The sequence below is a fragment of the Enterocloster aldenensis genome, from assembly GCF_003434055.1.
In the GTDB taxonomy this organism is placed as follows: domain Bacteria; phylum Bacillota; class Clostridia; order Lachnospirales; family Lachnospiraceae; genus Enterocloster; species Enterocloster aldenensis.
In genome coordinates this window covers 1-13,539 of the sequence record NZ_QVEX01000016.1, presented here as the reverse complement: position 1 = coordinate 13,539, position 13,539 = coordinate 1, and the positions used below count along the sequence as shown (strand labels likewise).

The window sequence follows — 13,539 nt, the reverse complement described above, 5'->3', positions numbered from 1 at the left end:
CCCGCAGATTTCATCATACCGTCAATCATTCATATACCACATTGTCAAACACCAGCTGATCCACTGGCCTGTCCATTTTAAGGAAGCCCATCTCATGCATCCGCCTGCTAAACTCCCCAATCCCATCCAGTTCAGTTGAATAAATGGTTCCGTTGTATCCCATCTGCGCCTCTAACTCTGCCTCCGTGATTCCATACACAGGAGCCAGCAGGCGGACCGCCTCCTCACGGTTTTCATTGATATAATCCACTGATTCCCGGAGCGCTTCTTCAAACGCATCATAATACTCCCTGTGTTCCTCATAAAATTTTTCCATGGCCACGCAGGTAATAAAGGTAAATGGTCCTCCCATAATCTCTTCTCCTGTTGCCACCACGCTGGCGCCTCCCTCTGTCTCCTGGAAAATATAAGGAGGCGTGGACACATGGGCCGTTATTTCCGTACCTGAAAGCAGGGCATTGACAGAATCCGGGTGGCTCATGGACACCAGCTGATTATCCAGCGCATGTGCGTCCCCAAGCTGTTCCTCTGCCAGCATACAGAGTAATACATGCTGGGTACAGGCAGGCGACAGGATGGCTATCCTGTCCTTATCCGTCACATCCTTAAGGGATTTCATATCCTCCCTGGAAGTCACCACCGCCACCTCGTTGGAACTAAGACCGGCTGCATAACGCCACTCCATTCCGTTGTCAATGCCTATCAGCACCGGCGCCACGCCCATGAAACCAAAATCAATCTCACCGCTTAGCATTCCTTCCCTGATACCTGTCGGGCCGCCAAACTGCTTCCAGTTAATCGTAACACCGGGCAGCTTTTCTTCCAGGAACCGTTTCTCCTTCATTATCTGAAGAGGCGCATAAGCAATCCCATATTGTTCTGCGATACCGATGGTCTCCTGTCCTGATTTTGCACATCCTGTTCCCGCCATCATAACCCCTGTCAGGCATAACACGAATGCCATATATTGAAAATGTTTCCTTCTGTTATATCTGTCCAATGATGTCCTTCCTTTCAATATCAGATGACGGTTAAACTATGGGTAAAACCGCGTCACCATCTCTTCTCCCTGAACCGACCGCACGGAAATCCTGCGGTAAAAATCATCCACATATCCATCAATCCTGTCTTTTGTGCCGCAGATGACCGCATGGCCAAACCGGGCCGTGGCATTATTCACGACAGGAATCTCCTGGCTTTCCTTATAATTATATCCTGCATCCATGACATAAGGCAGGCTTAAAAGTTCCTCCAGCGGAGTTATGAACCCTATTTTTCCGGGATTACAGAACAATAACTGCACTGCCGCACATTTTTCCGAACCGTCCGCACGGTAGCCTTCCAGTGAACCTGTATCCACCGTTTTCCCCAGGGCGCTGTCTATTACCGCCCCCAGGATATCAAATCCGGATATCCAGGGAATGAACACATCCTCAAAGGCGCCTCCAATCCTGGATGCCAGCTCATTGACCTTGATTCCTTCCTTACCAATCAAAAGCTGGAGATAAAATGGCCCGTCCTTTAACCCAAATGCCTCTGCCACCCTGAAACTAATGTCTTTTATTTCCCCGTACATGTCCATATGTACCGATGGAAACCTATGACCTGTACAAACGCCTATATGGGTCTGGTCCGGATACAGCAGACGGTCTGTCACTGTCAGTATATAAAGGACCCTGTCCTTAATCCATCCGCTGACCGTCACCTCTTCACTGTCATAAAATTCCTCTGCCAGCGCTTCCTCACACCTTGAAAATGAAAGCGTGTCCTCAAGATGTCCCAGCAGCTGCCCCGGTTCCCACACCTTATAAATCCCCCTCTGCCCCTGGGAATCCAACGGTTTAATCACAAAAGGGGCCTTCATGTCCGACAGTTCCCTGGCCTTGGTATTGCCATCCACTATCCTATATCTGGCAGTGGGGATACCGGCCCTGGACAATATCTGTTTCATATGCTTTTTATTGGTCACCGACAATGCCTGTTCCACTGACAGCAGGGAAGGAAGCCCCAGTTCCTCACATATAACGGCAGCCGTATAGACCGGCTGGTCCGTCCCCATGGTCATGACCCCTGTCACCTTATATTCTCTGGCGGCCCGGATGCAGGCTGTCACATCAAACGTGCTGATTCTCTCATGGACACCGCATATGGCTGCCCCAGGAGGATTCTGCGTATAATCAGCAAGCACCGTATCCACCCCCATTGCCCTGGCCCGCTGCGCGCCATGGAGCTGGCAGTTAGATCCGCCCAGGACTAGAAGTTTTGGACTCTGTATTATTTCCTTTATACCGTACACCTCCCTTTTCTTTCCCCATCCGCCCAGATTCAATCCATAATACCAGATGATATTGCCATACAACCTTAGAAGGCTGGCAATGCTGTACCCGCTTTTACCATCGTGTCTTACTGACGGCTGATAAGGCAGGTTCTCTGCCCTCAGGTTCCTGCCCTTTTTTTTTGCACTCTTCAGGACGGCAGCCGACAGATAGAAAAAACCGTTTCCCATGACATCCGCCACCACCCACGCCTTCATGGCCCTCAGGCTGCTCACCTTAATTCCCCAAGGCGCCCCAATGATATAAGAAAACAACATATCCCGCATCCGGCTTCCCAGCCTTCGGTATGCAGGGCGTCTTTTCCCGCCATAATCCGCAATCCCATAGGCCAGGTCGCATCCGTCCATGACACAGCCGTACAGTTCTTTCAGCATATGCGGCGGCTGTTCCAAATCATCGTCAATGGTCCCATACACCCTGCATGGGCCTATATGCTCCAGGCCGCATAGGATAGCGGCCTGCTGTCCATAATTCCCATCCAGCACAACCAGCATTACTTCCGGCCTTAAACAATTTTCCTTCAGATACCTGGCAGTCTCCCCGTCATTGCTGTCATCTACCAGACATATCCTGATTTTAATATCCGGCAGGAAAACCTGATTCAGCTGGCAGACCAGTTTCTTTACCGATTCCCTGGATTTATAAACAGGGATAACTATCCCTAAATCATATGCCATCCTTCATGCCCATCCCTATTCAGTCAATCACAGGCCGCATGCCTTAAGTACCATGCCGGCCACAAATTCCATCTGTTCCCCAACCATCTGTCCGTGCACGGGCAGACGCAGAAGCGTTTCAAAACATTTTGAAGCTTCCATCAGATCATCCGCCCTATACCCCAGGCGCTGTCCCTGGGGAGACATATGAAGCGGAACATAATGGGTCTTGCTCTCAATCTCCCTATGAGCCAGAAAGTCCTTTACATAATCCCTTTGTGCCCCAGTTTCAAACCGCAGGTAAAAAATATGTCCATTTGGCTCTGCATATCCCGGAATCCCCATAAGTCTTGCAATTCCTTTTTCTTCCAATACACGCAGCCTGTCCCTGTATCCATCCACAATGGCCCTGCGCCTGGATGTCACATCCTCCAGCAGTTCCATCTGTGAAGCAAGGACAGCCGCCTGAAGCTCGCTCATGGCCGTACATGATCCCGGCATGTTCCATGTATACCGGTCCACCTCACCAGCCAGGTACATGGCCCGGTCCGTTCCGTGGAGACGGTACTGGCACGCCGTTCTGTAATCCTTCCTGCTCCTGGCAATAAGGATACCGCCTTCCCCGCATGTAATGTTCTTTGTATGGTGGAAACTCAAGGCGCCAAAATCCCCCATGCTCCCCAAAGGAAACCTGTGCGGCCCGTCCCCGTCCTGCCTGCCATTCCATAAACCGGTTCCATCCATCCCCATCCCAACATAAAATGCACCAATTCCCTGGGCCGCATCTTCAATCAGTGCAATCCCGGCCGCCCTTAAAGCTTCCTTCAGTTCCATCATGGGGCAGGATACACCCCCATAGTGGACCGCCACCACCGCCCTGGTCCGCGGCCCAATCCTTCCCAGCATATCCTCCACTGAGATATTCTGGGTATCCCCATCAATATCACATAGCACAGGCACCCCTCCATGCAGGAGCACTGCGTTGGCGGCTGAGGGAAAGTTATAGGAAGGAATAATCACCTCATCCCCTGGTTCCATATCCAGGCAGGCCACTGCCATTTCCAGGGCCGATGTACAGCTGGTAGTAAAAAGAGGTTCTGTGCCCGGAATATAATTTTTCCATTTTTTTACAAGCATTTTCATAAAAAAACCATCTGTCTCCAATCCAGAATACAAACAGTCATTCACATATCTGCTTTCCGATTCCCCACGGCACCGTCCATAGAAAGAAACCCTCATGGCAATCCCCCTTCCGCATTATTAAAAAATATGATAAACTGTTAAAAACAGCCAGCCAGATTACCTGACGCACACCAAAGGAGGATTTCCATATGTACGAACTGGACTGCCTGGGCGATATGTGTCCCATCCCTATCATGAAACTAAAGCAATGTAAGCAGATTAAGGAAAAGGGCGGCCAGCTGAAGCTGGTTACCGACCACAGCTGTGTGGTGGAATCCATCTCCGGCTACTGCAAAAAACAAAAACTTCAGATTCACATTGAAGAACCCATGAACGGAATCTGGGAGCTGTACATAGAAAACCAGTAAAGCCTGTCAGCAGATACTTTTACTGACAATGGATATGAAATACTTTACAATCTCCTCCATGACCTGATTTTCCTTTGCATCATGGTTGCGGTAAATGGAATATACATCATAATTCAGGTCAAAATCCGTCACATGAATGATTTTAATCTGCTTCTGATACACTTCCTTTTTAATTGTTATGTAGGGAAGGAATGCAACCCCATGCCCTGCCATTACCGTACTTTTTACGGATTCCGTGGAATCCAGCTGGAACATGATTTTAAATTTCTCTATGGGATATCCCTGCTGGTCCAGATATTGGACAAGCATGCGGTAGGAACTGAACTGTTCGTTAAGCATGACCATGGGAATCCGTTTCAGCTTATCTATGGTGACCTTGTCTGGTATATGGAACCCATTGCTGGCAACCAGACATATTTTATCGCTGAAGGCCGGGCTGCATACAAGTTTGTCCGACTGTATATTTCCCACAATGAATCCCAAATCTGCCTGCCCACGTTCAATCCTATGGATTACCTCTTTGGACGGAATGGAATTAAGGCTGAAGGAATAAGATGGGTATTTATGATTTACCTTATACAGACAGCATGGAAGGGCATAATTACATGCCACAGGCGTGGCTGCAATCCTGAACGTGCCATTATATGTCTGCAGATTATCCAGCTCCTCCTTCAGGTCCGAGTAGGTTTCCAAAAACTGTTCCGAATATTTCTGCATCACTTCCCCTGCTTTCGTAAGCGATATCCCACGGTTGGAACGCTCAAACAGTTTCACTCCCAGTTCCTCCTCCAGCCTCTGCATCTGCTGGCTCAATGCCGGTTGGGATATATGACTGGCAGACGCTGCTTTGGAAATACTTTTTTCCCTGGCAATCCGGTCAAACATATATATCTGTTCTATTAACATGACACTCCCTCACTCCCCAATCAAATACCCACTAAAGTTGCCTGTTATACTCTATTATATATAAATGTTAAAAAAAAAACAATATTTGCTATTGCGTCTGCTTATAGCAAAATCTTATACAGCATAAGCATTTAAAATAGTGAAATTTTTATCAATGTGTTATAATGAAATCTGTAGTTAAGCGTTCTAATCCTCAATTCTGTATAAAAAGGAGGTGCATTGAATGCAGAATAATGCAACTGAGACAACTGGAGGCAGCAGCATCCGGCGCAGTTCCGGTTCCGGCGGCTCCCGTCCAAGGAAGAAAAAGAAAAACCAGCTTCCCATTGGATTCGGCGTACTGACCGCCATGATTATCATCGGCGTGCTTCTGGGTCTCAAGAATGGCACACTTGCGCTTTATTGGGCATTTGGCTGTTGCTTCGGTTTTACCCTGCAGAAGTCCCGTTTTTGTTTTACCGCCTCGTTAAGGGACCCCTGTATAACCGGATCCACATCCATCACCAGGGCAGTGCTTATTGCGTTTGCCATTACCACCATAGGCTTTACAGCTATCAAATACGGCGCTTACGTCAACGGGCAGGAAATTCCCGGACAAAGCTACATCATGCCAATCAGCCTTGCCACGGCAGTGGGCGGCATCATGTTCGGTATCGGCATGGTTATTGCCGGCGGATGTGCATCCGGAACCCTGATGCGTGTGGGCGAAGGTTTTGCCATGCAGATGTTAAGCCTGTTATTTTTTGTCATCGGGTCCCTGATTGGTGCAAACCACATGGGATGGTGGACAGAAAACTTCATAGCAACCGCCCCTAGGATTTTCCTGCCCGATATATTCGGCTGGGCCGGCGCAGTCATACTGCAGCTATTAATTATCGGCATGTTATATATTGCTGCTGATTTATATGAAAAAAAACGTATGGGAATCACAGAGGATTAACCCTGTGATCATGAAAGGAGATTATCATGGCAGAATTTACAATTGATTGTTTAGGCGAGGCTTGCCCGGTACCGTTAATGAAAGTACAGAAGCAGATAGAAAAAATGGCGGTTGGCGATGTACTGGTAGCTCAGATTGACCATAGCTGTGCAATGAAAAATGTTCCGGAATGGGCAAGGAACCAGGGTTATAACGTTGAAATCGAAGAAGTAGACGACGGCGAATGGGAGATTGTTATCGAAAAGACAAAGTAGAAAGGCGCAGGTGGTATTTTGAAAGCTTTTTGGGATAAATTAAGCTCTAACCCATATTACAAACAAATTTTCAAAAATCCATTTACATATGTTACCGGAGCTGTGCTCTTATCTATTCTCCAGATAGCCTTATTTGCCTCCTCCGGTTCCCCATGGGGTGTTTCCGGAATCTTTGCAAACTGGGGGGCATGGCTGTACCGTCTGGTAGGAGGCAATGTGGATAAATGGTACTACTTCTCCTCTGAAGGCGCACAGGCCACACTGAATGCAGGAATCATGAACCATCCGGGTTCCTGGCAGAACTTTGGAATCATTGCAGGAGCCCTTGTGGCAGCGCTGCTGGCTTCCCAGTTTAAATTCAAGAAAATAAAATCCTTAAAGCAGGTAGTTGCCGCAACCCTTGGGGGCCTGCTCATGGGATACGGCGCCAGGCTTGCCGGCGGCTGTAATATAGGCGCGCTGTTCTCAGCCATTTCATCCATGTCCGTATCCGGCTGGGTCTTTGCCTTCTTTCTCTTTATAGGAGCATTCATAGGAAGCAAACTTCTGGCGAAATTCTTCATGTAAATATTCCGGACCGCAGCGGTCCATGCTTTGTGATATTGGGATTACCATGCAGACACAGGATATAGGACGTAAACGCTATATTTTGTGTCTGTATTTCATTACGCGTTATACGGTTTTAGTGGAAAATAATTGAAAGGCAGGTTCTTAAATTGGAAAAAAAGACAGAACAATATGACGTTGTCATCATAGGCGGAGGCGCCGCCGGCCTTACATCCGCCATCTACTGCGGACGCGCCCGCTTAAAGACCCTGGTGATTGAAAAGGCCCTGGTAGGCGGCCTTGCAACCTATACAAATGAAATAGAAAACTATCCGGGCTTTCCGGAGGGCAGCACAGGCCTTGGACTGATGGAACTGTTCCACAAGCAGGCCAAAAAATTCGGCGTTAAATTCAAACTCACCGATGTACGCGCCGTTCAGCTGGAAGGCGACACAAAGGTAGTGGAAACCTTCCGCACCAACTATGAATGCAGGAGTGTCATCATTGCCAGCGGCGGCAAGCCAAGGCTGACAGGAGCGCCCGGCGAGGAAAACTTCCTCTATGACAAAGGAATCTCATTCTGCGCCACCTGCGATGCCGCAGCTAATACAGGCAAGACTGTCATGGTTATCGGTTCCGGGGACGCCGCTATAGAGGAAGGCATGTTCTTAACCAAGTTTGCCAGCAAGGTCATCGTCAGTGTCATGCATGAGGAAGGCAAGATGGACTGCAACGAAATAGCCAGGGAAGAAGCCATGGCCAACCCCAAAATGGAATTTATCTGGAACACACTTCCGGCTGAGTTCAGGGGCGATGAGGAACATCTGCGCAGTGTTGCGCTCAAGAACCTAAAGACCAATGAAATATTGGATATACCTGTGGATACCTGTTTCCTGTTTATTGGTTATGTACCGAACACAGAGATATTTAAAGGCATCATCAATATGACCCGCGCCGGCTATGTACTTACCAACGAGAAGATGGAAACCAACATCCCCGGCGTATTTGCAGCCGGCGATGTCCGGGATAAATTTTTAAAGCAGGTAGCAACTGCAGTTGGGGATGGGGCCATTGCCGGATACGCAGCAGAAAAATATCTGGCAGAAAGCGAAGTCTTCGAAAATCAAATCATGGACGCCTCCGTTCCAGGTGTTGTTTATATCTGGAATGCAGTTGATACAGCCAGCCGCGACCTGTTACCTGTAATCGAGGATTTTGAAAAAGAACACGGCAGTAATATTAAGGTATCCAAGGTAGATATCTACAAATCCACAGGCATTGCCAGCCGTTTGGGCATCAGTGCTGTCCCAAGCGTTGCATTCATACAAAACGGTAAGCTTGCCGGCGTATTGACCGGACAAATCACCAGACAGGCCCTGGAAGACGGTTTAATCCATATGTAAATCCCCCTCAGTCCCCTGATCCTTCCTTTCAACATAGGACCGGGGGATTTTTTATTTTACCTCCCACGATGCCTGATGAAAGTTATCCACCCATGCCACATATTCATCCATCAAAATGTGGATAACATTTACTTTCCACATCATTTCTGTTAAAATATATCATCAGGACCATGTACAAAGATATATGTCACACTTATATAGGCGATAATATGGCAGGTCACAAGATACAATCACATAAGACATTAAAGAAGGTGAATTAATGAAAATCGTTATTATTGACGGTCAGGGCGGCAAGATGGGCAAATCTGTAATTGAACAGCTGAAGAAACGTTTTCCTGAACTGGAGACATATGCAATCGGGACCAACAGCATTGCCACCTCCGCCATGTTAAAGGCAGGGGCAACCTATGGGGCAACCGGCGAGAATCCTGTCATTGTCAATGCCCAGGACGCGGATATCATCATAGGCCCCATCGGTATTGTCATGGCCAATTCCCTGTTGGGAGAAATCACCCCGGCCATGGCAGCCTCCATAGGATCCAGCAAAGCATATAAGATACTGATTCCGGTAAACCGCTGCAATCATTATATCGTGGGCTGCCAGAACAATACCTTATCCGATTATATCAACATGGTATGTGATGAAGTAGGGAAGGAAGTGAAATCCATTTGAGGACCATAGAATTTAAAATGGAGCGCCAGGGCCTTGTACAGGAAGGCGACAAAGTCAAAATCATTGAACGGGAAGGAACCAGCAGCTACAGTTATATTATTGAACCAGCTGTAGCCATGTCCGGCTGCTTTCCTTCCAGGTACCGCATCAGATCCGAATATGGCATTATAAAGGAAATCCGGGAAAATTCCAGGGGATTTTATGTAATTGTGGATTTTGATGAGGATGAACCAACCTGATTGGATCTTCCAGCCAAAAGACAGTAAGGAGACATGTCAAATGAAATCATATCTAAAGGCGATTCCAGCTGCTGCAGGTGCCGCATGTCTTTTAACCGGCGGATATCTGTACCACATGGCCCTGGATGCCAAAACAGACAAATCATCCCTGTTAAAACCATCTCCAGACCATATACAGCCTGACAATCAGGCCCTTCTGCGGCACAGGAAGGCCCTTGAGGAAAGCAGCCGTCTGACCCGCCAATACCAGGACCGGTATCTGTATTCCTTTGACAATCTAAAACTCCATGCTTATCTGTGCATGAATGGGAAATCAGGCAATCCAAAGCAGACAGATACCCATATCGGCACAGGAAGCCAGACCGGCACAGGAAGCCAGACCGGCACAGGAAGCCATTGGGTAATCCTGGTACACGGTTACGCAGATTCTGGCCTGTGGTTCCATGAAGAGGCCCTGGCCTTTTACCGACAGGGCTTCCATCTGCTGCTTCCCGATGCCAGGGGACATGGCAAAAGCCAGGGCACCTATATTGGAATGGGTTGGCATGACCGCCTGGATATCATAAGCTGGATTCACTGGATTATTGAAAATGATTCCCAGGCAGAAATCATCCTATACGGTGTTTCCATGGGAGCAGCCACCGTCATGATGGCTGCAGGTGAATCTCTGCCGTCTAATGTAAAAGCAGCCGTGGAAGACTGCGGATACACATCTGCATGGGATGTACTGAAATACCAGCTGAAAAAACAGTTCCATCTGCCTGCATTTCCAGCGCTTACCTGTGCCGGTCTGGTCAATTTCCTCAAAAACAGATATTGGTTAAAAGACGCCGATGCCGTCAAATGTGTCTCAAGGGCAAAAATCCCCATTCTCTTCATCCATGGCACAGAAGACAGGTTCGTCCCCTTTGAGATGTTATGGACACTCTATAATGCCTGTAACAGCAAAAAGGAATACCTTGCAGTAAAAGGCGCGGCCCATGTAAAATCTGCCATGGTGTACGGCCCAGCCTACTGGGATAAGGTATTCCGATTCATTGGTTTATCATCCTATCCAATTGGTACAATCCTGATTTCAGATGTAGGTTCTGCCGCCGGCGGGTTTGTGGGTACCGGAACCGTAACCTCCTGACCCGGTTTATCGGTTCCGGTCACCGTGCCGCCTGGAGTGGCCGGATCTGAAACCGGACCACCCGGATTCATGACCGGGCTGCTTGGATTCCCAGCCGGACTTCCTGGTGCCATTGTCGGTGCAGGTACCTCTCCAGGCAGTGTCTCTATCGGTACAATCACCTCATTCCCGTCCTGACTGCCCTCTTCCTCATTTGATGCATCTACAGACGCCATATCAATCAGACTTCTGTCAGACCCATTTAATTCAACCGCCTTACTCCAAAGCACCTTTGTTACACCGCTGCCCTTATTCCATTCACAGTCATGCCACAGGCAGATGACCTTTCCGTCCTTTGCCATCACAATCTCCAGCATATCATTCCCATCCACATGCTTACCTGTCCTGGCCGATTCATCATTTATCTTATAAATAGTCCCATCCCTTGATATAACAGCTGCAACTCCATAAGAACTACTCCATATGGAAGGATGGTACTCCCCAAATATCTCTCCTTCGTCTTCATAATAATACATGTTCTGAATAACACCGGGGAAGGGCTCTGACAAGACCTGTTTATTCTGTCCGTTTAAATCCGTCCTGAATATCCTGCTGTACCATTCACCGCCAGATCCTTTATCCACATAACTGCTATAATAAATCTGATTATCCACAATACAGTAACTTTGTACACCGTACGTTTCCCTGATAAGAACCGTATCATTGCTGTCCTTTTTTGAATTAACAGTTGCCTTTGTACCGCTGCCGCTGAGATAATATGTGCTTCCATCAATGGTAAGCTGCCCATGCTTCACATATTTAATCTTCCCATCTTCCTCAATCCTGTATATCCGGTCACCGACAGCAACACTGTCTCCATTATCAGAAACAGCCGGATTTCCCAGTTCATCCACCAGATAACAACTGTCATCCTTTATTTCAACTGTGTACTTACCTTCCCCGGCCGCTATTTCCACTCCGGATACAGCAGAATGGATTGATCCTGCCTGTGCATAGTAAATAGTATCATTAAGCACCATATAACCATCCACCTGCTCGGCAATCAATTCCTTTACATCACTTCCCGGCCTCATGCGGAACAGTTTATCACAAAGTCCTTTCTCTGCCTCTGAAAGGCGCGTCAGCTGGCTTTCCTTCACCTTAGGCAGATAATATACATAGTCACCATAAGCCCGCATAGAATTCCTTGTGGTCTTCTCTGGAGATGTTTCCCCTCCTAGGACCATGATTTTATTCTCCACAGTCTTCCTGTAAAGGATTGTCTTAAACAGGCCTGTTCCTTCCTCCTCTTTCAGAAAACACCAGAACGCATTGGTCCTTACAAGGCTGTCCAGGTTCTCTCCTGTACTCTCAGGAACATAATCCAAATCCACCTCAATATTTTTAAGATACCCCTTGGTATCGTGAAGGGTATATATCTGCCCATCCTGTTTTAACTGCCCAGTCACCATAAACCCGTCGTCATTAAAATAATACAGGAAACCATCGATATCCTTCCACTGATCCTCAACAAAACTTTTCTCATCCAGATAATACATCCATCCCTGGTCTGTCTCATTCCATCCCACAGATGGCTCCTCATCTGTGTCAATGGTCAGATCCATGGTTTCCTCCTCCTTGGAAAAGTCCAGCTGCTTATAATCCGAACTTATTTTCCCAAAAACGGAAATAACCACATAAATAGCTGCAACCATCACAAGTACGGCAATCATGATAAGAAATACCATCTTTATGGGCGATTCTTTCTTTTTACGGCGTCTGTTCATTTGCTTTTCCTCTGAACCTCTTTTTCTATAATAACTTATAGTATCAGACTTTCCTGGTTTTTACAATGGAGGAAATCTTACAATAAATAAAAAAGCACCTATCCATAACTGATAAGTGCCTTAGTGCCCAGAGCCGGAATCGAACCAGCGACACGTGGATTTTCAGTCCTCTGCTCTACCAACTGAGCTATCTGGGCATCTGATGAGCGTGCCGGGGTTCGAACCTGGGACAACTTGATTAAAAGGCAGTATATTTAAGTCATTTAACGCCACTTGACATATTTGCAGGATTGGTATAATATAATAATACCAGGAAGTTTAATACATATGTTGCACTAAACAAAGCCCCAAAGAGTACCAGTCTTTGGGGCTTCTTTTTGGTTAGCTGTCTTTACGGTTCCGGTCTAACCATTTGCATATGTAGTAACCAGCTGCACTTGCCATGACCGAAACCAGGAAGTTTAATACATCGGACATGTTGCACACCCCCTTTCCGCTGTGCGGTATAGGGTAGACAGCAAACCTATTATACTATATTTACTTCCTTTTCTTAGGTTTTGGATATGGGTCTTTTTCATCCGTTATCCCTAATATATAATCTGTACTGACATTGTACAACCCAGCTAATTTTATCAAAACTTCTAAAGGCAACGAACGCGTACCATTTTCATAATTATATGAACCAGAAATCACTAGATAATGTATTATCAAAAATCAAACATTTAAAAGGCACCTATCCATAACAGATAAGTGCCTTAGTGCCCAGAGCCGGAATCGAACCAGCGACACGTGGATTTTCAGTCCTCTGCTCTACCAACTGAGCTATCTGGGCATCTGATGAGCGTGCCGGGGTTCGAACCCGGGACAACTTGATTAAAAGTCAAGTGCTCTACCAACTGAGCTACACACCCAAGATTTAAGTTTTTACATAAAAAATTGCGGGGGCAGGATTTGAACCTACGACCTTCGGGTTATGAGCCCGACGAGCTTCCAGACTGCTCCACCCCGCGCTAATATATAATTATAAATGTTTTAAAATGTTTTGTCAATAAACATTTTAATGGGCGAAGGTGGATTCGAACCACCGAAGGCATTGCCAGCAGATTTACAGTCTGTCCCCTTTGGCCACTCGGGAATT

Annotated in this window: 14 protein-coding genes and 4 tRNA genes; 8 read left to right on the top strand and 10 right to left on the bottom strand. The window is 47.1% G+C overall.

Going from position 1 to position 13,539, the window contains the following annotated elements; genetic code table 11:
* Nucleotides 1-25: 25 nt before the first annotated feature.
* The 3 genes from DWX59_RS22660 to DWX59_RS22650 form a co-directional block, all read right to left on the bottom strand.
* Complete coding sequence (locus DWX59_RS22660; RefSeq protein WP_117561994.1) at nucleotides 26-964, bottom strand: ABC transporter substrate-binding protein; 939 nt, start codon at nucleotides 962-964, stop codon at nucleotides 26-28.
* Between the two features lie 72 nt (nucleotides 965-1,036).
* The gene (locus DWX59_RS22655; protein ID WP_117561747.1) at nucleotides 1,037-3,013 is read right to left on the bottom strand and encodes a glycosyltransferase; all 1,977 of its coding nucleotides are present in this window, start codon (nucleotides 3,011-3,013) and stop codon (nucleotides 1,037-1,039) included.
* A 27-nt stretch (nucleotides 3,014-3,040) separates the two neighbouring features.
* Entirely contained in the window at nucleotides 3,041-4,231 is a 1,191-nt protein-coding gene (locus tag DWX59_RS22650) for an aminotransferase class V-fold PLP-dependent enzyme (protein ID WP_117561745.1), read from the bottom strand.
* A gap of 92 nt (nucleotides 4,232-4,323) precedes the next feature.
* Here DWX59_RS22650 and DWX59_RS22645 point away from each other — a divergent pair, with 92 nt between their 5' ends.
* Nucleotides 4,324-4,542, top strand: a complete 219-nt coding sequence (locus tag DWX59_RS22645; protein ID WP_117561742.1) for a sulfurtransferase TusA family protein — start codon at nucleotides 4,324-4,326, stop codon at nucleotides 4,540-4,542.
* Nucleotides 4,543-4,548: 6 nt separating this feature from the next.
* Here the strand turns inward: DWX59_RS22645 and DWX59_RS22640 are convergent, their stop codons facing one another.
* Nucleotides 4,549-5,448, bottom strand: coding sequence for a LysR family transcriptional regulator (locus tag DWX59_RS22640; RefSeq protein WP_117561740.1), 900 nt, complete (start codon nucleotides 5,446-5,448; stop codon nucleotides 4,549-4,551).
* Between the two features lie 223 nt (nucleotides 5,449-5,671).
* On the opposite strand from DWX59_RS22640, the gene DWX59_RS22635 reads away from it, so the two are divergent.
* From DWX59_RS22635 to DWX59_RS22605, 7 genes are all read left to right on the top strand, one after another.
* On the top strand, nucleotides 5,672-6,388 hold the full coding sequence (locus DWX59_RS22635; protein WP_117561737.1) for a YeeE/YedE thiosulfate transporter family protein: 717 nt from the start codon (nucleotides 5,672-5,674) through the stop codon (nucleotides 6,386-6,388).
* Nucleotides 6,389-6,414: 26 nt separating this feature from the next.
* Nucleotides 6,415-6,642, top strand: a complete 228-nt coding sequence (locus DWX59_RS22630) for a sulfurtransferase TusA family protein (RefSeq protein WP_007870707.1) — start codon at nucleotides 6,415-6,417, stop codon at nucleotides 6,640-6,642.
* 18 nt (nucleotides 6,643-6,660) lie between these two features.
* Nucleotides 6,661-7,209, top strand: a complete 549-nt coding sequence (locus DWX59_RS22625) for a YeeE/YedE thiosulfate transporter family protein (RefSeq protein ID WP_117561735.1) — start codon at nucleotides 6,661-6,663, stop codon at nucleotides 7,207-7,209.
* Nucleotides 7,210-7,334: 125 nt separating this feature from the next.
* Nucleotides 7,335-8,591: an FAD-dependent oxidoreductase gene (locus DWX59_RS22620; RefSeq protein ID WP_353626783.1), complete on the top strand. Its 1,257-nt coding sequence runs from the start codon at nucleotides 7,335-7,337 to the stop codon at nucleotides 8,589-8,591.
* A 259-nt stretch (nucleotides 8,592-8,850) separates the two neighbouring features.
* Nucleotides 8,851-9,264, top strand: coding sequence for a DUF3842 family protein (locus DWX59_RS22615; protein WP_117561730.1), 414 nt, complete (start codon nucleotides 8,851-8,853; stop codon nucleotides 9,262-9,264).
* On the top strand, nucleotides 9,261-9,503 hold the full coding sequence (locus tag DWX59_RS22610; protein WP_117561727.1) for a hypothetical protein: 243 nt from the start codon (nucleotides 9,261-9,263) through the stop codon (nucleotides 9,501-9,503). Before DWX59_RS22615 ends, DWX59_RS22610 begins: the two co-directional genes overlap by 4 nt.
* Before the next feature lie 40 nt (nucleotides 9,504-9,543).
* Nucleotides 9,544-10,635, top strand: coding sequence for an alpha/beta hydrolase (locus tag DWX59_RS22605; protein WP_235845140.1), 1,092 nt, complete (start codon nucleotides 9,544-9,546; stop codon nucleotides 10,633-10,635).
* Here the strand turns inward: DWX59_RS22605 and DWX59_RS22600 are convergent.
* The 6 genes from DWX59_RS22600 to DWX59_RS22575 all read right to left on the bottom strand — a co-directional run bounded on the left by DWX59_RS22600 (nucleotide 10,554) and on the right by DWX59_RS22575 (nucleotide 13,411).
* On the bottom strand, nucleotides 10,554-12,401 hold the full coding sequence (locus DWX59_RS22600; protein ID WP_117561724.1) for a DUF5050 domain-containing protein: 1,848 nt from the start codon (nucleotides 12,399-12,401) through the stop codon (nucleotides 10,554-10,556). The genes DWX59_RS22605 and DWX59_RS22600 overlap by 82 nt on opposite strands.
* Nucleotides 12,402-12,525: 124 nt before the next feature.
* Nucleotides 12,526-12,598, bottom strand: a tRNA-Phe gene (locus DWX59_RS22595).
* A 340-nt stretch (nucleotides 12,599-12,938) separates the two neighbouring features.
* Entirely contained in the window at nucleotides 12,939-13,094 is a 156-nt protein-coding gene (locus DWX59_RS22590) for a helix-turn-helix domain-containing protein (protein WP_235845148.1), read from the bottom strand.
* 66 nt (nucleotides 13,095-13,160) lie between these two features.
* Nucleotides 13,161-13,233 (bottom strand) — tRNA-Phe (locus DWX59_RS22585).
* A gap of 6 nt (nucleotides 13,234-13,239) precedes the next feature.
* Nucleotides 13,240-13,312, bottom strand: a tRNA-Lys gene (locus tag DWX59_RS22580).
* 25 nt (nucleotides 13,313-13,337) lie between these two features.
* Nucleotides 13,338-13,411, bottom strand: a tRNA-Met gene (locus tag DWX59_RS22575).
* Between the last annotated feature and the right edge of the window lie 128 nt (nucleotides 13,412-13,539).